The sequence below is a fragment of the Pseudomonas sp. GW823-FHT04A03 genome, assembly GCF_058796615.1.
The window spans coordinates 170,011-192,577 of the sequence record NZ_JBXAIV010000007.1; the positions used below are offsets into that span (position 1 = coordinate 170,011).

General features: G+C 60.4%; 27 protein-coding genes. 14 read left to right on the forward strand and 13 right to left on the reverse strand.

What is annotated here, in order from left to right; genetic code table 11:
- Positions 1–403: 403 nt before the first annotated feature.
- Positions 404–712 (forward strand): hypothetical protein, encoded by a 309-nt coding sequence (locus AC1Q9F_RS18870; protein ID WP_492620624.1) that lies wholly within the window; start codon positions 404–406, stop codon positions 710–712.
- Positions 713–772: 60 nt separating this feature from the next.
- Here the strand turns inward: AC1Q9F_RS18870 and ampC are convergent, their stop codons facing one another.
- A complete protein-coding gene (gene ampC / locus AC1Q9F_RS18875) occupies positions 773–1,939 on the reverse strand; it encodes a class C beta-lactamase (protein WP_207983351.1) in 1,167 nt (388 codons plus the stop codon).
- 159 nt (positions 1,940–2,098) lie between these two features.
- Between ampC and AC1Q9F_RS18880 the strand changes: the two genes are divergently transcribed.
- Positions 2,099–2,971, forward strand: coding sequence for a LysR family transcriptional regulator (locus tag AC1Q9F_RS18880; protein WP_207983350.1), 873 nt, complete (start codon positions 2,099–2,101; stop codon positions 2,969–2,971).
- A gap of 121 nt (positions 2,972–3,092) precedes the next feature.
- On the opposite strand, the gene gudD is transcribed toward AC1Q9F_RS18880, so the two are convergent.
- Together gudD and AC1Q9F_RS18890 are read right to left on the reverse strand one after the other, a co-directional pair.
- The gene (gudD, locus tag AC1Q9F_RS18885) at positions 3,093–4,436 is read right to left on the reverse strand and encodes a glucarate dehydratase (protein ID WP_207983349.1); all 1,344 of its coding nucleotides are present in this window, start codon (positions 4,434–4,436) and stop codon (positions 3,093–3,095) included.
- Between the two features lie 24 nt (positions 4,437–4,460).
- Entirely contained in the window at positions 4,461–5,807 is a 1,347-nt protein-coding gene (locus AC1Q9F_RS18890) for an MFS transporter (RefSeq protein ID WP_492620625.1), read from the reverse strand.
- A gap of 365 nt (positions 5,808–6,172) precedes the next feature.
- Here AC1Q9F_RS18890 and AC1Q9F_RS18895 point away from each other — a divergent pair, with 365 nt between their 5' ends.
- Positions 6,173–6,886, forward strand: coding sequence for a FadR/GntR family transcriptional regulator (locus AC1Q9F_RS18895; protein WP_492620626.1), 714 nt, complete (start codon positions 6,173–6,175; stop codon positions 6,884–6,886).
- Positions 6,887–6,980: 94 nt separating this feature from the next.
- On the forward strand, positions 6,981–7,211 hold the full coding sequence (locus AC1Q9F_RS18900; protein WP_207983346.1) for a hypothetical protein: 231 nt from the start codon (positions 6,981–6,983) through the stop codon (positions 7,209–7,211).
- Between the two features lie 38 nt (positions 7,212–7,249).
- On the opposite strand, the gene trhP is transcribed toward AC1Q9F_RS18900, so the two are convergent.
- Positions 7,250–8,578 (reverse strand): prephenate-dependent tRNA uridine(34) hydroxylase TrhP, encoded by a 1,329-nt coding sequence (gene trhP, locus AC1Q9F_RS18905; protein WP_207983345.1) that lies wholly within the window; start codon positions 8,576–8,578, stop codon positions 7,250–7,252.
- A 156-nt stretch (positions 8,579–8,734) separates the two neighbouring features.
- Between trhP and AC1Q9F_RS18910 the strand changes: the two genes are divergently transcribed.
- The gene (locus tag AC1Q9F_RS18910; RefSeq protein WP_492620627.1) at positions 8,735–9,796 is read left to right on the forward strand and encodes an AI-2E family transporter; all 1,062 of its coding nucleotides are present in this window, start codon (positions 8,735–8,737) and stop codon (positions 9,794–9,796) included.
- Here the strand turns inward: AC1Q9F_RS18910 and AC1Q9F_RS18915 are convergent.
- From AC1Q9F_RS18915 to AC1Q9F_RS18925, 3 genes are all read right to left on the reverse strand, one after another.
- On the reverse strand, positions 9,793–9,975 hold the full coding sequence (locus AC1Q9F_RS18915; RefSeq protein ID WP_492620628.1) for a hypothetical protein: 183 nt from the start codon (positions 9,973–9,975) through the stop codon (positions 9,793–9,795). The genes AC1Q9F_RS18910 and AC1Q9F_RS18915 overlap by 4 nt on opposite strands.
- A 102-nt stretch (positions 9,976–10,077) precedes the next feature.
- A complete protein-coding gene (locus tag AC1Q9F_RS18920) occupies positions 10,078–10,272 on the reverse strand; it encodes a hypothetical protein (protein ID WP_007951579.1) in 195 nt (64 codons plus the stop codon).
- Positions 10,273–10,530: 258 nt separating this feature from the next.
- Positions 10,531–10,881 (reverse strand): hypothetical protein, encoded by a 351-nt coding sequence (locus tag AC1Q9F_RS18925; protein WP_007951578.1) that lies wholly within the window; start codon positions 10,879–10,881, stop codon positions 10,531–10,533.
- A gap of 254 nt (positions 10,882–11,135) precedes the next feature.
- Between AC1Q9F_RS18925 and AC1Q9F_RS18930 the strand changes: the two genes are divergently transcribed.
- Both AC1Q9F_RS18930 and AC1Q9F_RS18935 read left to right on the forward strand, forming a co-directional pair.
- A complete protein-coding gene (locus tag AC1Q9F_RS18930) occupies positions 11,136–11,954 on the forward strand; it encodes a shikimate 5-dehydrogenase (RefSeq protein ID WP_492620629.1) in 819 nt (272 codons plus the stop codon).
- 97 nt (positions 11,955–12,051) lie between these two features.
- A complete protein-coding gene (locus AC1Q9F_RS18935; protein WP_207983341.1) occupies positions 12,052–12,570 on the forward strand; it encodes a cupin domain-containing protein in 519 nt (172 codons plus the stop codon).
- A 16-nt stretch (positions 12,571–12,586) separates the two neighbouring features.
- Here the strand turns inward: AC1Q9F_RS18935 and AC1Q9F_RS18940 are convergent, their stop codons facing one another.
- Complete coding sequence (locus tag AC1Q9F_RS18940; RefSeq protein WP_492620630.1) at positions 12,587–13,237, reverse strand: YceH family protein; 651 nt, start codon at positions 13,235–13,237, stop codon at positions 12,587–12,589.
- A gap of 126 nt (positions 13,238–13,363) precedes the next feature.
- Here AC1Q9F_RS18940 and AC1Q9F_RS18945 point away from each other — a divergent pair, with 126 nt between their 5' ends.
- Positions 13,364–13,873 (forward strand): DUF1993 domain-containing protein, encoded by a 510-nt coding sequence (locus AC1Q9F_RS18945; RefSeq protein ID WP_007951572.1) that lies wholly within the window; start codon positions 13,364–13,366, stop codon positions 13,871–13,873.
- A gap of 78 nt (positions 13,874–13,951) precedes the next feature.
- Here AC1Q9F_RS18945 and sstT read toward each other — a convergent pair whose 3' ends face one another.
- On the reverse strand, positions 13,952–15,184 hold the full coding sequence (sstT, locus tag AC1Q9F_RS18950; RefSeq protein WP_207983340.1) for a serine/threonine transporter SstT: 1,233 nt from the start codon (positions 15,182–15,184) through the stop codon (positions 13,952–13,954).
- Positions 15,185–15,522: 338 nt separating this feature from the next.
- Between sstT and AC1Q9F_RS18955 the strand changes: the two genes are divergently transcribed.
- Positions 15,523–16,683, forward strand: coding sequence for an MFS transporter (locus AC1Q9F_RS18955; protein ID WP_007951570.1), 1,161 nt, complete (start codon positions 15,523–15,525; stop codon positions 16,681–16,683).
- Here AC1Q9F_RS18955 and nhaR read toward each other — a convergent pair.
- Positions 16,680–17,579, reverse strand: a complete 900-nt coding sequence (nhaR, locus tag AC1Q9F_RS18960) for a transcriptional activator NhaR (RefSeq protein ID WP_007951569.1) — start codon at positions 17,577–17,579, stop codon at positions 16,680–16,682. The two genes, AC1Q9F_RS18955 and nhaR, sit on opposite strands and share 4 nt — an antisense overlap.
- A gap of 146 nt (positions 17,580–17,725) precedes the next feature.
- Between nhaR and AC1Q9F_RS18965 the strand changes: the two genes are divergently transcribed.
- The gene (locus AC1Q9F_RS18965) at positions 17,726–17,965 is read left to right on the forward strand and encodes a hypothetical protein (RefSeq protein WP_085698988.1); all 240 of its coding nucleotides are present in this window, start codon (positions 17,726–17,728) and stop codon (positions 17,963–17,965) included.
- A gap of 29 nt (positions 17,966–17,994) precedes the next feature.
- Positions 17,995–18,744 (forward strand): TerC family protein, encoded by a 750-nt coding sequence (locus AC1Q9F_RS18970; protein ID WP_207983337.1) that lies wholly within the window; start codon positions 17,995–17,997, stop codon positions 18,742–18,744.
- Positions 18,745–18,818: 74 nt separating this feature from the next.
- Here the strand turns inward: AC1Q9F_RS18970 and AC1Q9F_RS18975 are convergent, their stop codons facing one another.
- Positions 18,819–18,986, reverse strand: coding sequence for a hypothetical protein (locus tag AC1Q9F_RS18975; protein WP_007951566.1), 168 nt, complete (start codon positions 18,984–18,986; stop codon positions 18,819–18,821).
- 231 nt (positions 18,987–19,217) lie between these two features.
- Here AC1Q9F_RS18975 and AC1Q9F_RS18980 point away from each other — a divergent pair, with 231 nt between their 5' ends.
- The 3 genes from AC1Q9F_RS18980 to AC1Q9F_RS18990 all read left to right on the forward strand — a co-directional run bounded on the left by AC1Q9F_RS18980 (position 19,218) and on the right by AC1Q9F_RS18990 (position 20,406).
- Complete coding sequence (locus tag AC1Q9F_RS18980) at positions 19,218–19,889, forward strand: peptidase C39 family protein (RefSeq protein ID WP_039767624.1); 672 nt, start codon at positions 19,218–19,220, stop codon at positions 19,887–19,889.
- A 91-nt stretch (positions 19,890–19,980) separates the two neighbouring features.
- On the forward strand, positions 19,981–20,187 hold the full coding sequence (locus AC1Q9F_RS18985) for a DUF6021 family protein (RefSeq protein WP_207983335.1): 207 nt from the start codon (positions 19,981–19,983) through the stop codon (positions 20,185–20,187).
- A gap of 12 nt (positions 20,188–20,199) precedes the next feature.
- A complete protein-coding gene (locus AC1Q9F_RS18990; protein WP_492620631.1) occupies positions 20,200–20,406 on the forward strand; it encodes a hypothetical protein in 207 nt (68 codons plus the stop codon).
- A 52-nt stretch (positions 20,407–20,458) separates the two neighbouring features.
- On the opposite strand, the gene pbpG is transcribed toward AC1Q9F_RS18990, so the two are convergent.
- Both pbpG and folD read right to left on the reverse strand, forming a co-directional pair.
- Complete coding sequence (gene pbpG, locus AC1Q9F_RS18995; protein WP_007951562.1) at positions 20,459–21,397, reverse strand: D-alanyl-D-alanine endopeptidase; 939 nt, start codon at positions 21,395–21,397, stop codon at positions 20,459–20,461.
- Between the two features lie 229 nt (positions 21,398–21,626).
- Positions 21,627–22,481, reverse strand: coding sequence for a bifunctional methylenetetrahydrofolate dehydrogenase/methenyltetrahydrofolate cyclohydrolase FolD (folD, locus tag AC1Q9F_RS19000; RefSeq protein ID WP_492620632.1), 855 nt, complete (start codon positions 22,479–22,481; stop codon positions 21,627–21,629).
- Positions 22,482–22,567: the final 86 nt, after the last annotated feature.

Below are 22,567 nucleotides of genomic sequence, written 5' to 3' on the forward strand. Positions count from 1 at the left end.
GATACTCCACTTCGCCCGGTCACCCATGAAAATAGTTGCCGCATACTCCCACTAGAATAAGCTGCGCAACACCCTTCAGATCCATCGGATATTTCCTGCAACGCACGGCGATACTCGTGAACTGGTGCTCCGGGAGCCACGCCGCTAACCTTTCCAAACCGCTGCAAAATCAGCGGTCGGATGTGGAAGTCCGTTTTGCAGACTCATTCACCACGCCTCGTAAAGCGCATGGCGACATCTTTTATGTCAACATCGCGGCCTTATGGTGGCTGTACGCGGGAGCGCTTTCGAGTGCGCCGGGTTCGGGTGATTGGCTCGGTCTTCCACACCTGCGTACAGCTGCCACCCTCATGTGGAAGTGAGATGGGTAGCGTTCTCAACAATCCCCATTGGAGTTTCACCCATGAAGAAAACGGATGTCGAATCACCTGAAATTTCCACCGACTCAGCCAAACCCCGCTACATTCCCATCACCGGCATCGACTGCCAGATTCCCTGCCTCCTGATCGACCGAGAAGCTCCGGTAGACGTACTCCACGGCACCGCTGCCTACCGCTTGCGCAGCGTGACCCAGTTGCTGGAAACACTTTCATTGAGCGACGGCATTGGCCACGACGCATTACTGCTGCAGGATTTCGCCCGTGTACTGGCAATCCCTCTGCGCGATTCCTGCGACCTGATGGATGTACTGGGCTGGAAGCTACAGGCCTAGTTTCACACCCTCAAACAAAAACGGGCGACCTTCTCAGGTCGCCCGTTTTTTATGGCGTGATTACCGGGTCAACTCACCCAGAATCTTGTGCGCAATCTTCACCCGTTCTCCATTCGGGTAATTGCGGTTCGCCAGAATCACAATCCCGACTTTCTTCGACGGTACGAACGCGACATACGCGCCGTAGCCAGCGGTGGAACCCGTCTTGTTCAGCAGCACGTTCGCCGGCTCAGGCTGTGGCGGATTCAGCCATTTGACCTTGTGCGGTTCCATGGCCATCGGCGTCGAGTTGCCATCCAGCAAGCGTTCGAGGCTGATCGGGTAGGCGTAGCGTTCCCAGCCCAGGCCCTGGGTCATGTCGCCGACGGTGTAGTAGCCGGTGTGGGTGAGGCCGATGGCTTTTTGCAGGGGTGCTTCGAGTCTAGCGGTGTTGAGGTTGGCTTCGACGTATTGAAGGAGGTCGGCGGCGCTGGTTTTCACGCCGTAGGCTTCGGAGTCGAGGGCGCCGGGGCTGACTCGAACGGGTTTGTTGTTCTTGTCGTAGCCCTGGGCATAGAGCTTTTCTTCAGACGCGGGCACCGACAGGAAGGTGTGCTTGAGCCCGAGTTTTGGCAGCAGGGTTTCGGTCATGATCTGATTGAACGGCTGGCCGAGGCTTTTTGCTGCCAGGTAGCCGAACAGGCCGATGCTCGGGTTGGAATACAGGCGATGACTGCCGGCCGGAAAGGTCGGTTTCCACTGTTGGTAATAGCCGAGCATCTTGTCGGAAGAATCCGCGGCGTCCGGGAATTGCAGTGGCAGGCCCCCGGCGCTGTAAGTGCCCAGTTGCAGCAGGCTGATGTGGTCGAAGGCGCTGCCTTTCAGTTCAGGCCAGTGCTGGCTGGCCTTGTCGGAGAATTGCAGTTTGCCGCTGGCCTGGGCGTAGGCGGCGAGGGTTGCGGTGAACGTTTTGCTCACCGAGCCGATTTCGAACAGGGTGTTTTCACTCACCGCTTGCCCGGTGCTTTTGTCGGCGACACCGTAGTTAAAGTAATGCGCCTTGCCATCGACGGTCACGGCTACTGCCAGACCGGCGATATCCTGTTGCTGCATGACCGGGGTCACGGTGGCTTTGACCAGCGCCTGCAGCTGATCGTCGGTTTGCGGGGCGGCCAGGCAGGTGGCGGCGCTGAAGAAAAGTCCGAAAGCGCTGTAGGACTTGAGTTTGTTCAGGTTGATCGAAGACATGCGTGAACCACTCTCCATGAGTGTTGATGGTGTTATCCCGCTACACTGCGAGCGTTTTTTCATCGGGTTGCTGATCAGCGCCGCAAATCTAGGCAGTCCGAGGATAATCGACAAACGATGAAATCTCGGACGAGCCATTAGAAAAATTTGGGACTTGGCATGATTCGACCTCAATTACCCTTGAATGCATTACGCGCCTTTGAAGCTTCTGCGCGCCACCTGAGCTTCACCCGTGCGGCTGTGGAGCTGTGCGTGACCCAGGCGGCCGTCAGCCATCAGGTGAAAAGCCTGGAAGCGCAACTCGGCGTGATCCTGTTCAAACGCCTGCCCCGTGGGCTGATGCTGACCGGCGAGGGCGAAACCCTGCTGCCGGTGCTGACCACGTCGTTCGATCATATCGCGCAGATGCTCGAGCGTCTGGCGGGCGGGCAATATCGGGAAATGCTCACGGTCGGCGCGGTGGGCACCTTCGCCGTGGGTTGGTTGTTGCCGAGACTGGCGGATTTTCAGGCGAAACATCCGCTCATAGATTTGCGGCTGTCGACCAACAACAATCGGGTGGACGTTGCCGCCGAGGGGCTGGATTACGCGATCCGGTTTGGCGCCGGGGCGTGGCACGGTATTGAGGCGACCCGTTTGCTGGAGGCGCCGTTGTCGGTGCTCTGCGTGCCGGAAATCGCCCGGCAACTGCACACGCCGGGGGATCTTTTGCAGCAGCGCTTGCTGCGTTCTTATCGCACCGATGAGTGGCCGGAATGGTTTCACGCGGCCGGTCTGGCGACCCATGCCGCGCCGCCCCAGAGCATCGTGTTCGACTCGTCGCTGGCGATGATGGAGGCGGCGTTGCAGGGCGGTGGGGTAGCACTGGCGCCGCCGTTGATGTTTGCCCGGCAACTGGCGGCGGACCTGATCCGCCAACCCTTTGCCATCGAAATCACCACCGGCAGCTATTGGCTGACGCGGTTGCAGTCACGGCCGGAGACATCGGCGATGGCGGCGTTCAAGCATTGGTTGCTGGAAATTTCAGGCTAGTGAAAGTCCTTGTGGGAGCGAGCTTGCTCGCGAAGACGGCCTCAAATTCGAAAAGTTTATCGACTGATACTCCGCCATCGCGAGCAAGCTCGCTCCCACAGGGAGTTGCGATGAATCCGGATCAGCGCATCAGGCAGGGACGCTTGTTATCGAACGTCCAGCCCGGAATCAGAAACTGCATCGCCACGCTGTCATCCCGCGCACCCAGGCCCATACCTTTATAGAGTTCGTGGGCCTTGGCCACCTGATCCATGTCCAGTTCGACGCCCAGTCCCGGTTTCTTCGGCACCTGCACGCAGCCGTCAACGATTTGCAGCGGCGCCTTGGTCAGGCGCTGGCCGTCCTGCCAGATCCAGTGGGTGTCGATGGCGGTGATGTCGCCCGGCGCGGCGGCGGCCACATGGGTGAACATCGCCAGGGAAATGTCGAAGTGGTTGTTGGAGTGCGAACCCCAGGTCAGGCCCCATTCGTGGCACATCTGCGCCACGCGTACCGAACCCTGCATGGTCCAGAAATGCGGGTCAGCCAGCGGGATGTCCACCGATTGCAACTGAATCGCATGGCCCATCTCGCGCCAGTCGGTGGCGATCATGTTGGTAGCGGTTTTCAGCCCGGTGGCGCGACGGAATTCGGCCATCACTTCGCGGCCCGAATAGCCATTTTCCGCACCGCACGGGTCTTCGGCATAAGCCAGTACGTGATGCTGGTCGCGACACAGGCGGATCGCTTCTTTCAGTGACCACGCGCCGTTCGGATCGAGGGTGATACGGGCATCGGGGAAGCGTTCCGCCAGCGCGGTCACCGCTTCGATTTCAGCATCGCCGCTGAGTACGCCGCCCTTGAGCTTGAAGTCCTTGAAGCCATAGCGCGCGTGGGCAGCCTCGGCCAGACGCACCACGGCGTCGGCGGTCATGGCTTTCTCGTGACGCACGCGGAACCAGTCATTGTCGGCATCCGGTTCGCTGCGGTAGGCGAGGTCGGTTTCCCGGCGATCGCCCACGTAGAACAGATAACCGAGCATCTTCACTTCGTCGCGCTGCTGACCTTCGCCGAGCAAAGCGGCCACCGGCACGTCGAGGTGCTGGCCAAGCAGGTCGAGCAGGGCGGCTTCGAGCCCGGTGACTGCGTGAATGGTGATGCGCAGGTCGAAGGTTTGCAGGCCACGGCCGCCGGCATCGCGGTCGGCGAAGGTCTGGCGCACCTGGTTGAGGATCTTCTGATACGTGCCGATCGGGCTGCCGACCACCAGGCTGCGGGCGTCCTCCAACGTCTGGCGGATGCGTTCGCCGCCGGGCACCTCACCGACGCCGGTATGGCCGGCGTTGTCCTTGAGGATGACGATGTTGCGGGTGAAAAACGGCCCGTGGGCGCCGCTCAGGTTGAGCAGCATGCCGTCGTGGCCGGCCACCGGGATGACTTGCATCTCGGTGATGATCGGGGCTTTGGCGATGTCGTGTGCGGTCATTTGGCGTTGTCCTTTCAAACAGATTCAGGCGTGTTTCGGCGCGGCATCGGCCACGGCGACGTCGGGTGCGGATTTGGGTGTCATGCGGGCGGCGAACACGATGATCGCGGCGATGATCGAGGTCGCGGCCAGACCATAGAGGCCGCCCTGGATCGAACCGGTGTGTTGTTCCAGCAGGCCGAACGTGGTGGGGGCGACGAAGCCGCCGAGGTTGCCCACCGAGTTGATCAACGCGATCACGGCAGCGGCGATCCGTGCGTCGAGATAAGCCTGCGGAATCGGCCAGAACAGCGAAGACGCGGATTTGAAACCCAGCGCGGCAAAGCAGATTGCGACGAAGGCGAAGATCGGCCCGCCGGTGGTGGACATGAACATCCCCGCAGCGGCGATCAGCAATGCAGTGGCGACCCACGCCTGCTGGTGTTTCCACTTCGCCGAGAACGAGGCGAATGCGTACATGCCGATGATCGACAGCAGCCACGGAATCGAGTTGAACAGGCCGACCTGGAAGTCGCTCATCTCGCCCATTTTCTTGATGATGCTCGGCAGCCAGAACGTCGCGGCGTAGATGGTCAATTGAATGAAGAAGTAGATCAGGCAGAACAGGATGATCTGGCGATCCTTGAGCAGCTTGCCCAGCGACGGCCGGATCGGGGTCGCGGCTTCGCGGGCCTTCTGTTCATCGTCGATGGCTTTGACCAGCGCATCCTGCTCGGCGCGGGTCAGCCATTTCGCATCTTGAGGTTTGGCGTCGAGCCAGAACCAGACGAATACGCACAGGCCGACCGAGAACATCCCCTCAATGAAATACATCCACTGCCAGCCGTGCATGCCCAGACCTTCGATCTGTAGCAGCAGGCCGGACAGCGGACCGGAAATCAGCGAGGCCACGGCCGAACCGCTCAAGAAAATCGCAATCGCCTTGCCGCGTTCGGCCCCCGGCAACCAGCGGGTGAAGTAGTAGATCACCCCGGGAAAGAATCCGGCCTCAGCCACGCCGAGCAGGAAACGCAGGATGTAAAAGTGGGTTTCGTTCTGGATGAGCGCCATGCCGGCGGCCACCAGGCCCCAGGTGAACATGATGCGGGTCAGCCAGATTCGCGCGCCGACCTTTTGCAGCAGCATGTTGGAGGGAACTTCGAACAGCGCGTAACCGATGAAGAACAGCCCGGCACCGAAACCGTAGGCCGCGGCACCGATGCCAAGGTCGTGTTCCATGTGTGTGCGGACGAAACCGATGTTCACCCGGTCAATGTAATTGACGATGAACATGATGACGAACAGCGGCAGGACGTGGCGTTTGACTTTGGCAATGGCGGAGGACAGCACGGAATCGGCGCCCTCGTTCATCCCGGCAATGGATGATTTCACTTGGTTTTTCTCCCACTCGTTATTTTTATGCGGGGTGTGTCTGGTGTTGCGTTGTTGATAGACATCATACAACTAGATTTTTTTGTCCTACAAGCGGGAGTGCTCAATCAAATTTGTCTACGGGAAAGGGTTTTTATGCTTTTTTAGATTTGATGCGCCGTGTTTGTTGGCTTTTGTAGGGGTTTTGTCACGCGTGGCAGAGCATTCCGTTCCAGTGCAAGTGGGGCGACTGCTCGGCGCAGTGGAAGATTTTCTAGCTAAAATCGAGGGTTGTCATACAAGTTAAACCTCTGAATTCATAGGAGCTCATACAAGTCATCGCCTCCAGTGCTACGATCGGTTTGCCCCGATCACCGGAACCGACCATGCAAGAAGACCTCGACGCTCCCGCTCGTAAACGCGCGCACAACCTGGCCCATGATCTGGTGGAAAAACTCACCCAGAGCATCCTGCTCGGCCAGATGCTGCCCGGTGACAAGTTGCCCTCGGAGAACTCGATCGTTCAGGAACACGGCGTCAGCCGCACCGTGGTGCGCGAGGCGATTTCCAAATTGCAGGCGTCGGGGCTGGTGGAGACGCGGCACGGCATCGGCACGTTCGTGATCGAACGCGCGCCAGAGCAGGGGCTGCGACTGAATGTCGACACCGCGCTGGGGGTGCGCAGCATTCTTGAATTGCGCATGGGGCTGGAGACGCAAGCGGCGGCATTGGCTGCGCAGCGCCGCACTGAACAACAACTGATACAGATGCGCGAGGCGCTGGACGACTATCAGCGTCTATTGGCCAACAACGACAGTTGCGTCGAAGCCGACCGGCGCTTCCACCTGCTGATTGCCGAAGCCACCGGCAATGTCTGCTTCACCGAAATCATGCAGCACCTGGGCAGTGCGATGATCCCGCGCACTCGGGTCAACGCGGCCGAGCGCGGCGCCGTGGATTTGAGCAAGCTCGGGCAACTGGCGAATCTTGAGCATGAGGCGATCCTCAACGCGATCAAACGCCAGGACCCGGACGCGGCCCGCGCGGCGATGTGGCTGCACCTGACCAACAGTCGCGACCGGTTTTCGGCCCGGGGCTGAATGCCGCTGGTCTGTTCGATGGCACGCCCGGTGCGGCGGCACATCCAACGAGTACGACCCGGATCTTCCGGGCCTCATTCTTTGAGGTGCAATCATGGCTGACGATACGCTGTTTCAGGGTGGCACGGCCCCAACCGACCCTACCCGCAACGTCCCCGGTACGGATGAACCGACGCTGGCCGGTCACGAGATGCCACCGGGCGTCATGCCCGGGCGCGACCCGCTGAGCGATGCCGACCGGCCGGAAGACTGGAAGGATCCGTCGTCCGATGAAGACATACCGCCGGCTGATGAGCCGACACCGCTGTCCGATGACAGGCGCTGAACAAAACCCGGCTGATTGGCCGGGTTTTTTTGGTGCTTTTAAACAGCGCCGAGATCGCGCATCAACAAGCCGAAGCGCAAATCCACCGCATCCGGAATTGGCAGATAAACCGTGTGCCCGTCCCCCGGCGCCACGTCGATGGCTTCGCCTTTTAGGTTCTGCAGTTCATGCAGATCAAAATGGAAATTGCCCTTGGGCGTCATCAGTTCCAGATGATCGCCCAGCGCAAAGCGGTTCTTCACCTTGACCTCAGCCAACCGATCCCGGCGTTCGCCGGTCAGCTCTCCCACGAACTGCTGACGCTCCGACACCGAGCTGCCGTTCTGGTAGTTCTGGTATTCGTCATGCACATGGCGACGCAGGAAGCCTTCGGTGTAGCCGCGCTGGGCGAGGGATTCCAGATCGGTCATCAGGCTGCGGTCGAATTCGCGACCGGCCACCGCATCGTCGATGGCGCGGCGATAGACCTGGGTGGTGCGTGCGCAATAGAAGTGCGATTTGGTCCGGCCCTCGATCTTCAGCGAGTGCACGCCCATGCGGGTCAGGCGTTCGACGTGCTGCACCGCGCGCAGGTCCTTGGCATTCATGATGTAGGTGCCGTGTTCGTCTTCGAATGCCGGCATCAGCTCGCCGGGACGGTTGGCTTCCTGCAACAGAAACACCTGATCGGTGGGGGCGCCGAGGCCGAGGGTCGGTTGCGGTTCGAAGGTCTGCACGATTTCGCCGAGCTGGTTTTCGGTCGCTTCCTGCGCCGAGTATTTCCAGCGGCAGGCGTTGGTGCAGGTGCCCTGATTGGCGTCGCGCTTGTTCATGTAACCCGAGAGCAGGCAGCGGCCGGAGTAGGCCATGCACAGCGCGCCGTGGACGAACACTTCCAGTTCCATGCCCGGCACTTGCTCGCGGATTTCGCCGATTTCTTCCAGCGACAATTCACGGGACAGGATGATCCGGCTCAAGCCCTGCTGTTGCCAGAATTCGACGCTCGCCCAGTTCACCGTGTTGGCCTGCACCGACAGGTGGATCGGCATCTGCGGGAAGTGTCGGCGTACCAGCATGATCAGGCCCGGGTCGGACATGATCAGTGCGTCTGGCGCCATCTCGATCACCGGCGCCAGATCCTTGAGGAAGGTCTTCAGCTTGGCGTTGTGCGGCGCGATGTTGACCACCACGTAGAAGCGCTTGCCCTGGGCCTGGGCTTCACGAATGCCGAGCGCCAGGTTGGCGTGGTCGAACTCGTTGTTGCGCACCCGCAGGCTGTAGCGCGGCTGGCCGGCATACACCGCATCGGCCCCGTAGGCGAAGGCATAACGCATGTTTTTCAGGGTGCCGGCGGGGGCGAGCAGTTCGGGGGTGAAAGGGGTCGTCATGGCGGCGTCGGTCGCAAAAGCGCGGCAGGGTAGAGCAGTTGCGCCGAGGGTTTATTGATCTGGATCTATGCTCCATGAAGAAACAGGGCACTCGCGCTGACGCTGGCTGACTAAACGGGACGGGCGCGGGTGGCGCCTGACTGACCTGGACCGGACATGAACCAAAAGAGTCTGCAATTCAAATCCCTCACCGTGCTGCTGTTGCTGGTGACGGTCGCCTTTATCTGGATCCTGCTGCCGTTCTACGGCGCGGTGTTCTGGGCGGTGATTCTCGGCATTCTGTTCGCGCCGATGCAACGTCAGTTGCAATTGAAATTCGGCTGGCAACGCAACCTGACGTCACTGTGTACGTTGAGTGTCTGCCTGGTGATCGCGATCTTGCCGGTGATCGTCATCAGCGTGCTGCTGGTGCAGGAAGGGGCGACGCTTTACGACAATATCGAAAGCGGCAAGCTTGATATCGGCGCCTACTTGGCGCAGTTCAAGCACAGCCTGCCGCCGTACTTTCAGCATTTGCTCGACCGCTTCGGCATGGGTGAACTCAATGCCTTGCGCGAGAAGATCGTCAAGGCCTCGATGCAGGGCAGTCAGGTGCTGGCGAGCCAGGCGTTCAGTTTCGGCCAGGGAACATTCGATTTCGTGGTGAGTTTTTTCATCATGTTGTACTTGCTGTTTTTCTTCCTGCGCGATGGCGCCGAACTGGCGCGCAAGGTGCGCACGGCGATACCGCTGGAGGAACATCACAAGCGTCGTTTACAGCTGAAATTCAACCGCGTGGTGCGCGCCACGGTGAAGGGCAATCTGCTGGTGGCGATCACGCAGGGTGCATTGGGCGGGGCGATTTTCTGGTTTCTCGACATTCCCAGCGCATTGCTCTGGGCGGTGCTGATGGCGTTTCTGTCGCTGTTGCCGGCGGTGGGGGCGGGGATTGTCTGGGTGCCGGTCGCGGCGTACTTCCTGCTCAGCGGGATGATCTGGCAGGGCGTGGTGCTGGGGTTGTTCGGGGTATTCGTGATCGGTCTGGTGGATAACCTGCTGCGCCCGATCCTGGTGGGCAAGGACACCCGGATGCCGGACTACATGATCCTGATCTCGACCCTGGGCGGGTTGGCCGTCTTCGGGCTCAACGGCTTCGTGATCGGGCCGCTGATTGCAGCCCTGTTCATGTCGAGCTGGGCGCTGTTCATCGAAAGCAAACCGAAAGTGCAGCTGCCTTAAGCCTTGAACGGACCGTCGCTCAGTCGTTGCGACAGCGCCTGAGCGGCCGGCAGGGAAGTGAGCGGGCCGCTGACCGCCTCACCGTCGCGCACCAGGTACCAGCAGGCGAGCAAGCCCAGCTCTCTGAGCGATGCGGGAACGGCGCTGCCGATAACGGACATGATTTGAACCTGAGCCATGAGAAGTACCTCCATCAATCTATGGAGCTACCTTAGGGAATTGGCCGTTTCAGGGACAATCAACGCTTTCGATAGTGGACATTGACGCCGGTGAGGGCTGGCTCAATCCACCACTTGATCGAGCATGTGCACGATCTCGTGTTCATTGAGAAAACCCTTGCGCACCAGGTTTTCCGCCAGCAGCGAGAGAAACTTCGCCGTGCGGTGGCCTTCCAGGTGCTTGAGCTCGGTCAGGGCGTTGTAGACCTTGCTCGAGGTGCATAAACCGACGATGCGGTGCGGATTCTGTGTAGGCATTCAAGTCGTCCTTGTTGTTATCAACCTGTTGTATGCGGACGGATTCAGAGTGCGGTTCCGTCATGACAAATAGATGACCGTTTGTGTTTTGCCCCCGACGGTCGAGTCCATCATGCCGACTTTAACGGTTCAAACTGTCCCCACAGCGACCTTGGCGAGATTTTTTCAGACCTTGGCCGACGGACGGTTGGCTTTTCTGCGGGCAATAATCTGCGGCCAATAAAAAGCCCCGCTATCAAGCGGGGCTTCGTGTGCCGGTTACCAGCGCGGGCCACCGTAGTAATGTGGCCGGCCGTAATAACCGCGCGGCGGGCCGTAATAGACCGGGGCCGGTTGGACGTAGACCGGTTGCTGCACATAGACCGGGGCCGGCTGGTAGTAGACCGGTGGCGGCGGTTGCTGCACGTAGACCGGTGCCGGTTGAGCGTAAACAGGCTGTTGGACGTACACCGGCCGATCCTGGTTGATGAGCGCCGAGCCGATGATGGCCGAGCCGACGATCGCACCAAATACCGCCGGGCCCTGCCAGCCACCGCCGTGGGCTTCTGCCTGACCCGTGATCGCGAATGCACCAATCAACAAGGCCACGATGGGGAGTTTACGAATCATGATAATTCCTCGGTTCTTCGACCCGGCGTCCGAACCTGCAACAGGCCCGGAATGGCGCGGGGATACTTCTAAGACAGCAACATTTTGAAAAACAGCACGGCCGCTAGGTAAATTTTGTGTAAGGTCTGTACCGGTTTGTTTACCGGATTTCCGGCATCGGCTGTGATGCCCGGAGCAGACCGCCTTATGATCGTTCAGAACCCGATGGCCTGGCTAATCCCGTCCATCCGAAAGTGCATTCGAAGGAGCCTCCCATGCAGATGAACCCCAACAAAGACACCCAATTGTGCATGTCCCTGTCTGGGCGTCCCGGGAATTTCGGTCTGCGTTTTCATAACCATTTGTATGAACAACTGGGCCTGAATTTCTACTACAAGGCGTTCAGCAGTCAGGATTTACCTGGTGCGGTCGGCGGGATCCGCGCGCTGGGGATTCGCGGTTGCGGGGTGTCGATGCCGTTCAAGGAAGCCAGCATTGCACTGGTCGATGAGCTGGATGCCTCGGCAGCGACGATCCAGTCGATCAACACCATCGTCAACACCAATGGCCATCTCAAGGCTTACAACACCGATTACATCGCCATTGCTCAGTTGCTGGAAACCCACGCGGTGCCGAAGGACACGACTTTCGCCCTGCGCGGCAGCGGCGGCATGGCCAAGGCTGTGGCCAGTGCCTTGCGCGATGGCGGTTACAAAAACGGTTTGATCGTGGCCCGCAACGAGCGCGCCGGGCGTGCGCTGGCGGACTCACTGGGCTATCGCTGGCAGGCAGAACTGGGCGATGATCGACCGCAGATGCTGATCAACGTGACTCCGGTCGGGATGGACGGCGGCCCGGAAGCAGGGGAGCTTTCTTTTGACGTGGATGTGATCAAGTCTGCCGACACTGTGTTCGATGTGGTGGCGATCCCCTCGGAAACCCCGCTGATCGTGCGCGGTCGTGCCGAAGGCAAAAAAGTGATCACCGGGCTGGAAGTGATCGCGATCCAGGCACTTGAGCAGTTCGTGCTGTACACCGGCGTGCGGCCGACGGTCGAGCAGTTCGATGCAGCGGTGGCGTTTGCCCGTAGCTGATGGAGCCTGAGCAACGGCATGTCCGCCCGGGTTTGCCGTTGCCTATACTGCCGGATCAGCAAGCACAGACTTGCCCATCACAAAAGCCGAGGTTTGCATGCATCCGCCCATTCTCAACCTGAATGACGTCGAACTCGAACCGCTTCCCGAAGCCCTGTCCCCTGAGGGCGAAACTGCCGGGCGTTATCAGCAACGCTTCGCCAGGGTCGGCCAGCAATTGGGCGCGCAAAAGCTCGGATATCGTCTGTATGCGCTGCCGCCGGGCATGCGTGGCAGTCCGTTTCACAGCCATCGGGTCAATGAGGAAATGTTCTACGTCGTGGCCGGGGAAGGGGAAGTGCGCCTCGGTGCCGAACGTTTCCCGATCCGCGCCGGCGACGTGATTGCCTGCCCACCGGGCGGCCCGGAAGCCGCGCATCAGATCATCAACACCAGCTCTCAAGAGCTGCGCTATCTGGCGGTCAGCACCCAGCAGCAACCGGAAATCTGCGAATACCCGGATTCGAACAAATACGCGGTGATGGACAACTTCAGCGTCGATGCCGACGGCAATGCCTCGGGTTTCGTGGCGGTGGCGCGGCAGGCGGACGGCGTGGATTACTGGGACGGCGAATAACGCCGCCCCGGTGCGCTTATTCTTCGAGGCGGGCCAGACGCTCTTCCAGCGCCGCAATCCGCGCTTCCAGCTCTTCGATGCGCTCCACTGACACGCCGCTAGCAGCCCCGCGATCACTCGGGTTCTGCCGCGCCGCGATAATCGCCTCGATGTCCGCAGGATCGCCCAGCGCGTGGGTGTAGCGATCTTCGCGCTGGCCGGCCTGACGCGGAATCAGCACCGCCAGCTCGCGGGCGATCAGGCGTTCCAGCTGATGCACCACTTGCTCGGCGTCTTCGAATTCATGCATGCGACCGCTGCGGGTCAGCAGTTCGTTGACGGTCTGCGGGCCGCGCAGGAACATCAACCCGGTCAGGATCAATTGCGCCGGCACCAGCTCCAGCGCCTTGTCGACCTTGTGCTCCCAGCGGTCGGCGCGACTGCCCATCACCAGTTTGGCGAAACCGCTGCTTTCGAGGGCGCGCAGGCTCTGGCCGACCTGGCCCTGGGTCAGGTTCATCACCGGTTCCCGGCTGGTTTTCTGGTTGCAGGCCAACACCAGCGCGTTGAGGGTCAACGGGTAGGTTTCCGGGCTGGTGGCCTGTTTCTCGATCAACGAGCCCAGAATGCGGATTTCCGTGGCGTTGAGCCGTGGTTCGTCGGAGCGGGTTTCAAATTCTGTGGTCATCGCGCGTTCCCTCTGCAGTCGAAGGCGCCTAGCCTAATCCTTGCTGGATAAAAGACAAGCCGCGCCGCCATGCGAGCATGGCTATAATCGCCCCCACGATTCACCCAGCCACCACGTGAGACTGCCATGACCATTTCCCTGTACGCCGCATCCGTCCCGGTTTTCCAACAAATGCTCAACGCCGTGAGCGATGTGCTGAAAAAGGCTGAAGCCCACGCCACCGAGAAAAACATCGACCCGAACGCCTTCCTGCAAGCGCGTCTGTACCCGGACATGTTCCCGCTGGTGCGTCAGGTGCAGATCGCCGTGGACTTCGCCAAAGGCGTTTCCTCGCGTCTGGCCGAAATCGAAATCCCGAAATATGACGACACCGAAACCACCTTCGCCGAGCTGCAAGCGCTGATCGCCAAGGTTCTGGCCTTCATCGGCGAGATCAAGCCAGAGCAGATCAATGGCAAGGAAGGCATCGAGATCGTGACTCGTCCGGGCACCCCGAAAGAGAAGCGCTTCAGTGGCCAGGCTTACCTGCTGAGCTACGGTCTGCCGCAGTTCTTCTTCCACGTCACCACCACCTACGCACTGCTGCGTCACAACGGTGTGGAAGTGGGCAAGCGCGATTACATGGGCGCGTTCTAAAACGCCCCGCTTGACCTCGACGTAACAAAAAGCCCGCCAAGGTTTGCGCCTTGGCGGGCTTTTTGTTACGCCGGGTTTTTACGCCGGACGCTGGGCTTTCTGCTCTTCGCCCAGGCACGCGGCGGCGGTGAACAGCACGTCGGTGGAGGAGTTCAGCGCCGTCTCGGCAGAGTCCTGCAACACACCGATGATGAAGCCGACCGCCACCACCTGCATGGCGATTTCGCTCGGGATGCCGAACAGGCTGCACGCCAGCGGGATCAGCAGCAGCGAGCCACCGGCCACACCCGACGCACCGCAGGCGCAGATCGCGGCGACGACGCTGAGCAGGATCGCGGTCGGGATGTCCACGGCGATGCCCAGGGTGTGGACGGCCGCGAGAGTCAGCACGGTGATGGTGATCGACGCGCCGGCCATGTTGATGGTGGCGCCGAGCGGAATCGATACCGAGTAGGTGTCTTCATGCAGGCCCAGACGCTTGCTCAATTCCAGGTTGACCGGAATGTTCGCCGCCGAGCTGCGGGTGAAGAACGCGGTGATACCGCTTTCACGCAGGCATTTCAGTGTCAGCGGGTAAGGGTTGCGACGCAGCTTCCAGAACACGATCAACGGGTTCATCACCAGCGCCACGAACAGCATGCAGCCCAGCAAAACCGCCAGCAGGTGCGCGTAACCGACCAGTGCGCCGAAACCGGAGGTGGCCAGGGTCGAGGCCACCAGACCGAAGATCCCCAGCGGCGCGAAGCGGATCACCACACGCACGATCAGGGTCACGCCGTTGGACAGGTCGCTGACCACTTCGCGGGTGGTGTCGCCGGCGTGACGGATGGCCACGCCCATGCCGATGGCCCAGGCCAGAATGCCGATGAAGTTGGCGTTCATCAGTGCGCTCACCGGATTGTCGACCACGCTCAGCAACAGGCTTTGCAGCACTTCACTGATGCCGCCCGGCGCGCTCACCGCGATGTTGTCGGTGGACAGCACCAGATGCGAAGGGAACATCATGCTGGCAATCACCGCGACCACGGCGGCGGCGAACGTGCCCAGCAGGTAAAGGAACAGAATCGGCCGGATGTGGGTTTCCTGGCCGTGCTTGTGGTTGGCGATCGAGGCCATGACCAGCACGAACACCAGGATCGGCGCCACGGCTTTCAGCGCCGAGACGAACACCTTGCCGATGAAGGCCGTGCCTTTGGCCGCTTCCGGCGCGAACAGCGCGAGGGCGATGCCGGCAATCAGGCCGATCAGGATCTGGGTGACCAGGCTGAGGCTTTTAAGACGTTGCAATAGAGAAGGGGATGAAGCGGTCATAACGGCATCTCTGGTTTTTTTATAGGGTGCAAGGTTGCGTGATCCGGGCGTTGAATCGGGGGCAGGCCACAGACACGAACCGAAAGGACTGACGCGACAGTCACGCCGTTAAACGGGTGGCTGAACAGGGTGTACGTTTTGCAGGGCGCGGACTTTATCACAGCGTCGTCCGGATCCTTCAGACCTGTGACGATCTGCCACCGGATCCCTCTGCAACTTAGACAGGTTTGTGCAAGTCACTCGGGAAACACTCTGTTAAGATTGCGCATCCTTATTTTCAAGTTCTGCCGGCGGGCCCTCGGGTCAGCGCTGGTGTCGTCGTTTTGCTGGAGTTCCTCATGCTGTTGCCCATCCTTCTGTTGTCTGCCGCCGGGTTCACGGTGCTGACCACAGAGTTCGTCATCGTCGGTCTGCTGCCGGCGATTGCCCGCGACCTGGCCGTCACCATCCCGCAGGCCGGGCTGCTGGTGACTCTGTTCGCGTTCACCGTGGCGATGTTCGGCCCTTTCCTGACCGCATATTTCGCCCGCTTCGAGCGCCGCAAACTGTTCATCACCATCCTGATCATGTTCGGTCTGGCCAATACCGTGGCGGCATTGGCGCCGAACATCTGGGTCATGGCGATTGCCCGGTTGATCCCGGCACTGGGGCTACCGGTGTTCTGGGCGCTGGCCAGTGAAACCGCCGTGGATATCGTCGGCCCGGACTTCGCCGGTCGCGCGATTGCCAAGATCGGCTTCGGCATCGTCTGCGCCACCGTGTTCGGCATTCCGGTCGGCACGCTGATTTCCGATGCGTTCGGCTGGCGCAGTGCGTTCGCCATTCTGGCGGTGATCGCGTTCGCCAAGGCGCTGCTGCTGTTTGTCTACCTGCCGAAAACCAGCCTGCACCAGCATCAGGTCAGTTTTGCTTCGCAGTTCAAGATCCTGCGCAGCCCGCTGATGCTCGGCCATGTGCTGCTGTCGATCCTTGTGTTCAGCGGCATGTTCACCGCCTACACCTATCTGGCGGACATCCTTGAACGTCTGGCCGGTTTCAATGGCACCGTGGTCGGCTGGTGCCTGATGGGCTTTGGCGCGGTCGGTCTGATCGGCAACTCGCTGGGTGGTCGTGCGGTGGATCGCCATCCGCTGATGGCCTCGGTGATGTTTTGCGCGTTCATGATCCCGGGGATGGTGGCGCTGGTGCCGAACATCAATTCGTCGCTGGGTTTGGCGGCGGCGATGGGCATCTGGGGCGTGACCCAGGCGGCGCTGTTTCTGGTCAGCCACGTGCGCTTGATGAAAGCCGCACCTGAGGCGCCGGCCTTTGCCGCGTCGCTGAACATTGCTGGGGCCAACCTCGGGATTGGTCTGGGCGCGATCATTGGCGGTCGAGTGATCGACAGCGCCGGCCTGGGCTTTGTGGGCTTCGCTGCCGCCGGGTTCATTCTGCTGTCGATTTTCCTCGCCATGGTGCTGATGGTGCTCAAGCCGCGCGACGTCTGCGCGCCGGCTTAAAAGGCTGTAAACAGCTCGCGTCGGGCACCTTCGGTAATCGCTTTGATGCCGGGGTGCTTGACCTTGCGCTCCACCGAAATCGCGTAGAACGACTCGCTCACCGCATCGGTCTGGCCGATCAACTCGACGCCGTACTGGCGCTTCACCTCATCGGCAATCACGCTCGGGCCGATGAAAATCCCGCTGCCGGACTGGCCGAACGCCTGCATCAGGGCGCTGTCATCGAACTCCCCGACAATCCTCGGCTGAATCTGCTGCTCGGCGAACCAGCGCTGCAAGCGGCTGCGCACCACGGTTTCCGCGCCGGGGATCAACAGCGGCGCACCGTGCAGGCTGCGCGGGAAATCCTGACCGTATTGCGCTGCCAGTTCGGCGGTGGCGAAGAAACTGATCCCGCATTCCCCGAGCTTCTGGCTGTAGCCCTTGATGTCCAGGTGCGAGGGCATCGGGCTGTCGGAGATCACCAGGTCCAGGCGCTGAATTGCCAGGTCCGCCAGCAGGCGTTCGAGTTTGTCTTCGCGACAAGTAATGCGCAGAGGTTCGCTCAATTCCATGGTCGGCGCGATCAGGCGATAGACGATGGATTTGGGCACCACGTCCGCCACGCCGACCCGGAACAGGATCTGCTGTTCGTTGGGCTGGGCGCGCAGCATCAGCTCCAGTTCGCCGCCGAGCTGGAACATCTGCTCGGCGTAGGGCAGGGCCTGACGTCCGGCTTCGGTGAGCTCTAATTGCCGGCCGACTCGTTGAAACAGCTCGATGCCGTAGGTCTGTTCGAGCAGGGAAATCTGCCCGCTGATGGTCTGCGGCGTCAGGTTCAGTTGCTCGCAGGCACGCACAATGCTGCCGGTCTTGGCTACCACCCAGAAGTAGTGCAGTTGTCGGTAATTGAGCATGGTGTTCGGTCCGTCAAATACAGTTCGTATAAACCGAAGTATAGCCGCTAAAAATACGAATTTTCCTGAAGTGTCTGTCTCCCTAGAATGCCCAGCCATCGACGGCCGGTCTGTACGGCGCTGTCTGTTCTATCGAGGGAAGCATCATGAAACTAAAAACTACAGCGTTGTTGTTCGCGTCTTTACTGGTACTGGCCGGTTGCGACCAGGCCGAAAAGAGCGCTCAGCAACTGATGGGGCAGGCAGCCGAAGCGGCCAAACAAGCCATCGACGACACGCATAAAGCCGCCGAAGAGGCGCTCAGCGATGCCACCGGCAATCTGATCAGCAAGAAAGAACCGAAAGACGACGAAGAAAAATCCGAATCGTCCTCCCAGGAAATCTAAACCGTCTTACACAGAGTCAGGACTGACCCATGGAATATCTGTTAGAACTCGCCGCCAGCCCGACCGCCTGGGTTGCCTTGGCCACACTGGTGGTGATGGAGATCGTGCTCGGCATCGATAACCTGATCTTTATCTCGATCCTGACCAACAAGTTGCCCGAGCAGTACCGGCAGAAAGCCCGTCGTCTAGGCATCGGCATGGCGCTGATCATGCGCCTGGCCCTGTTGAGCACCATCGCGTTCATCGTTCAGCTGACCGCGCCGGTCATCGAGATCCTCGGTCAGGCGTTCTCCTGGAAGGACATGATCCTGATCGCCGGTGGTCTGTTCCTGGTGTGGAAAGCGACGACCGAGATCCATCACAGCATGGACCCGGCGCCGGAAGATCCGAAGACCGCCACGTCGACCGTGACCCTGGGCTTCGCTGCTGCTATCGGGCAGATCCTGATGCTGGACATGGTGTTCTCGATCGACAGCATCATTACCGCTGTCGGCATGACCGAACACTTGCCGATCATGGTGATTGCGGTTGTGGTCTCGGTGCTGGTGATGCTGTTTGCGGCTGATCCGCTGGCCAAGTTCATCAACGACAACCCGACGGTGGTGATGCTGGCTCTGGGCTTCCTGATCATGATCGGCATGACGCTGATCGCCGAAGGCTTCGGCGCCCATGTACCGAAAGGTTATGTGTATGCCGCCATGGCGTTCTCGGCTTCGATTGAAGTGCTGAACATGATGTCGCGCCGCGCCAAGCAGAAGAAACTGACTGCCGAAGCGTAATCGCCGGAAAACCAAAGGCCGCCTGAACTCGCGAGAGTCCAGGCGGCCTTTTTATTTGCGTCGGTTACAGAAAGTCAGTGCGCGGTGGCGTGACGGGCGTCGTGTTTCTCGATCTTCCTGGTCGGTGCAGGTTGTACCGGGTGGTGATGGCGGCGGGAAATCCGCAACACGCCCCACAGCATGGCGGCGGCAACGGCCAGCCAGCCGGCAATCAGCATTACGATGGTCATGGTCAGGCTCATCTGTGCCTCCTCTTTGCCCTGCGTCGGGCGCTCGCTCTTTGGCTCTTGTCTGAGTGACAGTCTAGTCGCTGGCGTGTTTCAGGCTATTGACCAAAGGTCGGTGGTGACCAATCAGTTCGCTCTATGCAACCGATGCATCTGCCGCTTTGGGCTATACCGCAGCGTGGCGCCGTCCTATGATTCTCGACCAAGCCGGAACACGATGACCGGTAACTGATCAAGAGAGTGACGATGGTGCAGCTATTTTCCCGGATTCGCGCGGCGCTGCTGGTGGCCGGTTGCGTAACAGCATTGGTGGGGTGTGCGGGCAGTGTGGCGCCGGAGGTCAAGCGCCTGCCGGAGCGGGTCGAGCTCAGCGGCACGTTCTATCGCGGTGAGGCCTATCAAAGCGGGCCGCAGGTGCTGGCCAGCCTGCTTTCGCAGCAGGGCATCGTGATCACGCCGGGTCTGCTGGAAAAACCGCTGCACTTGCCGGGCGCCGAAGACAAGTTACAACAGAATCTGCAGAGCCTGGCTCGTGAATACGGCATGGTCGTGTATCCGCTGGACAGCAACCTGCCAGCGCTGCTGACTCAAGTGGCGGCCGGGTATCCGGTGATGGTGCGTTTCAGCGAAGGTTCGGCGTTTTGGGCGGAGCCACGTTATGCGATCCTGTCCGGCTACGATCGTTTGAAGCAGAAGGTGTTGCTGCGCGCCGGGATGAATCGCCGCGAGTTGATGAGCTTCAGCTCGTTTGAGTCAGCCCTAGAAAAATCCGGCGGCTGGGCCGTGTTGATCCAGAAACCGACGCAGATTCCGGCAGCGGTCGATCAACAGCGCTGGCTCAAGGCTGCCGACGCACTGGCTCAGGCCGGACAGGAGCGGGAAGCGGCGCAGGCAAGGAAGGCGCTGGCGGCGCACTGAGGTTCCGTTCGTCGCTTGTCGGGCACCCTTGTGGATCACGCGTTTCTGAACTGTAGCGTCCGGCGTATTCCGGCCGGTTCAGGAGGCGAACATGGCAATTCCACCTTCACCCAGCGGGCCGCATTCGTCCGAGCACGGCAGTGGTGACGACTTGGGTTTCGATCCGGACTCGCCGGATCTTGAGGACCCGCAAGTCGATCCCGTCGGCCCGGCGAAGGCGCCGAAGGATGTGCGGCCGGGCGATGATCCCAAGCGTCCGGCCAAGCCTTACGATCCCTTGGCTGATCTCAAGCCTTGAAGCGAGGTGCGTATGAGTACCGATTCGAGTTTCGACGACCACAAGCCTGACAGTGTGCCGACCACCCCTGAGCCGGAAGTTGATCCGGTGCTGGATCCGGACAGCCCCATGCGCGATCCGCTGGCGCGTCCGGCGGTGGTGACGCCGGAGCATTCGCGCGACCCGAGCACCGGTGACGGCATTCCCGATGACGACAAGATGCCGTTGCCCAACGACTGAGTGCATAAATGAAAAAGCCCCGACGATTCGGGGCTTTTTCATGGGTGACGGATTACTTGGAGGCTTCGATCACGCCGCTCTGGCGACTCTTGAGATTCTTGTCGGCCTTGTATTGCTGAGCCACGGCGGGGACGTTGGCGCTTTTGCCGGTTTCCACCCAGCTGCGGATGCGGCTGGCATCGGCAAAGTGAGTGTATTTGCCGAACGCGTCGAGAATCACCAGGGCGACCGGGCGGTTGGCCATGCGGGTCACCAGCACCAGGCAGTGGCCGGCCGGGTTGGTGAAACCGGTTTTAGTGATGCGGATATCCCAGTCGGCCTTGTTGACCAGGTGGTCGGTGTTACGGAAGCCCAAGGTGTAATTGGGTTTACGGAACGAGACAGTCTTTTCCTTGGTGGTGGTCAGCTCGATGAGCAGCGGCTGTTTGTGCGCAGCCACCAGCAACTTGCTCAGATCGCGAGCGGTGGAAACGTTGCGTTCCGACAGGCCGGTAGGTTCCACAAAATGCGTACTGGTCATGCCCAGCGCCTTGGCCTTGGCGTTCATCGCGGCGATGAATGCCGCGTAACCGCCCGGGTAGTGGTGAGCCAGGCTGGCGGCGGCGCGGTTTTCCGAGGACATCAGGGCAATCAGCAGCATCTCTCGGCGGGGCAGTTCACTTCGCAGTTTGACGCGGGAAAACACGCCTTTCATTTCGGGTGTGCGGCTGATGTCGACGTCAATCCATTCGTCCATATTCTGGTGCGCTTCGACCACTACCAAACCGGTCATCAATTTGCTCACGGAAGCGATAGGCACCACCACGTCCGGGTTGCTGGAATAAATGACTTTGTTGGTCTGCAGATCCATCAGCAGGGCGCTGCCGGAGGCGATCTTCAATTGCGAAGCGTCTCGAGGGGCAGCGGTGGTTTCGGCGGCGTTGACCGTTGGCGTGAGGAGCGTGCCTGAAAATGCAAAAACCAGGCTCAGGATGGACAGACGAATATTCACGCGGGCGAACTCATGAAGGTTGGAAATGCCGTAATTTGTAACGGCCTGTGTCGTAAAAACGACGCATTTTAGGAGTATGGCTGAAGAACTGTCGATGGTTGTTTGAAGGGCATGAAAAAGTCGTGAAAAGCCCTGTAAAAATAGGGGTTTCCGGCGAACGGTAAAGGTTTTTTCGAGGGCATGAAAAACCCCGCGCAAGGCGGGGTTCTCGGAGTGTGGAAAACGGAACTCAGGCGTGCAGGGTTTCTGCTGCGTAGAGGGTGTTTTCCAGCAGGCAAGCGCGGGTCATCGGACCCACGCCGCCCGGTACCGGGGTAATCCAGCCGGCGCGGGGCAGGGCGGTTTCGTACACCACGTCACCGACCAGTTTGCCGTCTTCCTGGCGGTTGATGCCGACGTCGATCACGATCGCGCCTTGCTTGATCCACTCGCCCTTGACCAGACCCGGCTTGCCGGCGGCCACGACCACCAGATCGGCGCGGCCGACGTGGCCGGCCAGATCCTTGGTGAAGCGGTGGGTGACGGTCACGGTGCAACCGGCCAGCAACAGTTCCATCGCCATCGGGCGACCGACGATGTTGGAAGCGCCGACAACGACTGCGTCCATCCCGTACAAATCGGCACCGGTGCTTTCGAGCAGCGTCATGATGCCCTTCGGGGTGCACGGACGCAGCAGCGGAATACGCTGTGCCAGACGGCCGACGTTATAAGGATGGAAACCGTCGACGTCCTTGTCCGGGCGGATGCGTTCCAGCAGCTTGGAAGCGTCCAGGTGCTCCGGCAGAGGAAGTTGAAGCAGAATGCCGTCGATTGCCGGGTCGTCGTTCAGTCGATCGATCAGATCGGTCAGTGCTTCCTGAGTGGTTTCGCAAGGCAGGTCGTAGGCTTGAGAGAGGAAGCCGACCTCTTCACAGTCTTTACGCTTGTGCGAGACATAAACCTGAGAGGCAGGATCGCTGCCGACCAGGATCACCGCGAGGCCGGGAGTGCGCAAGCCGTGCTCGCGACGTTCGGCTACCCGTTGGGCGATCTGCTGGCGCAGGCTGGCGGCGATTGATTTGCCGTCGATTAGTTGTGCAGTCATTGCGCGTGATTAACCATCGAGAGGGGAAAAAAAGAGAACGCATTCTCGCATGTCAAACGGTGAGGGCAAAGGCGCTTGGTCAGCAA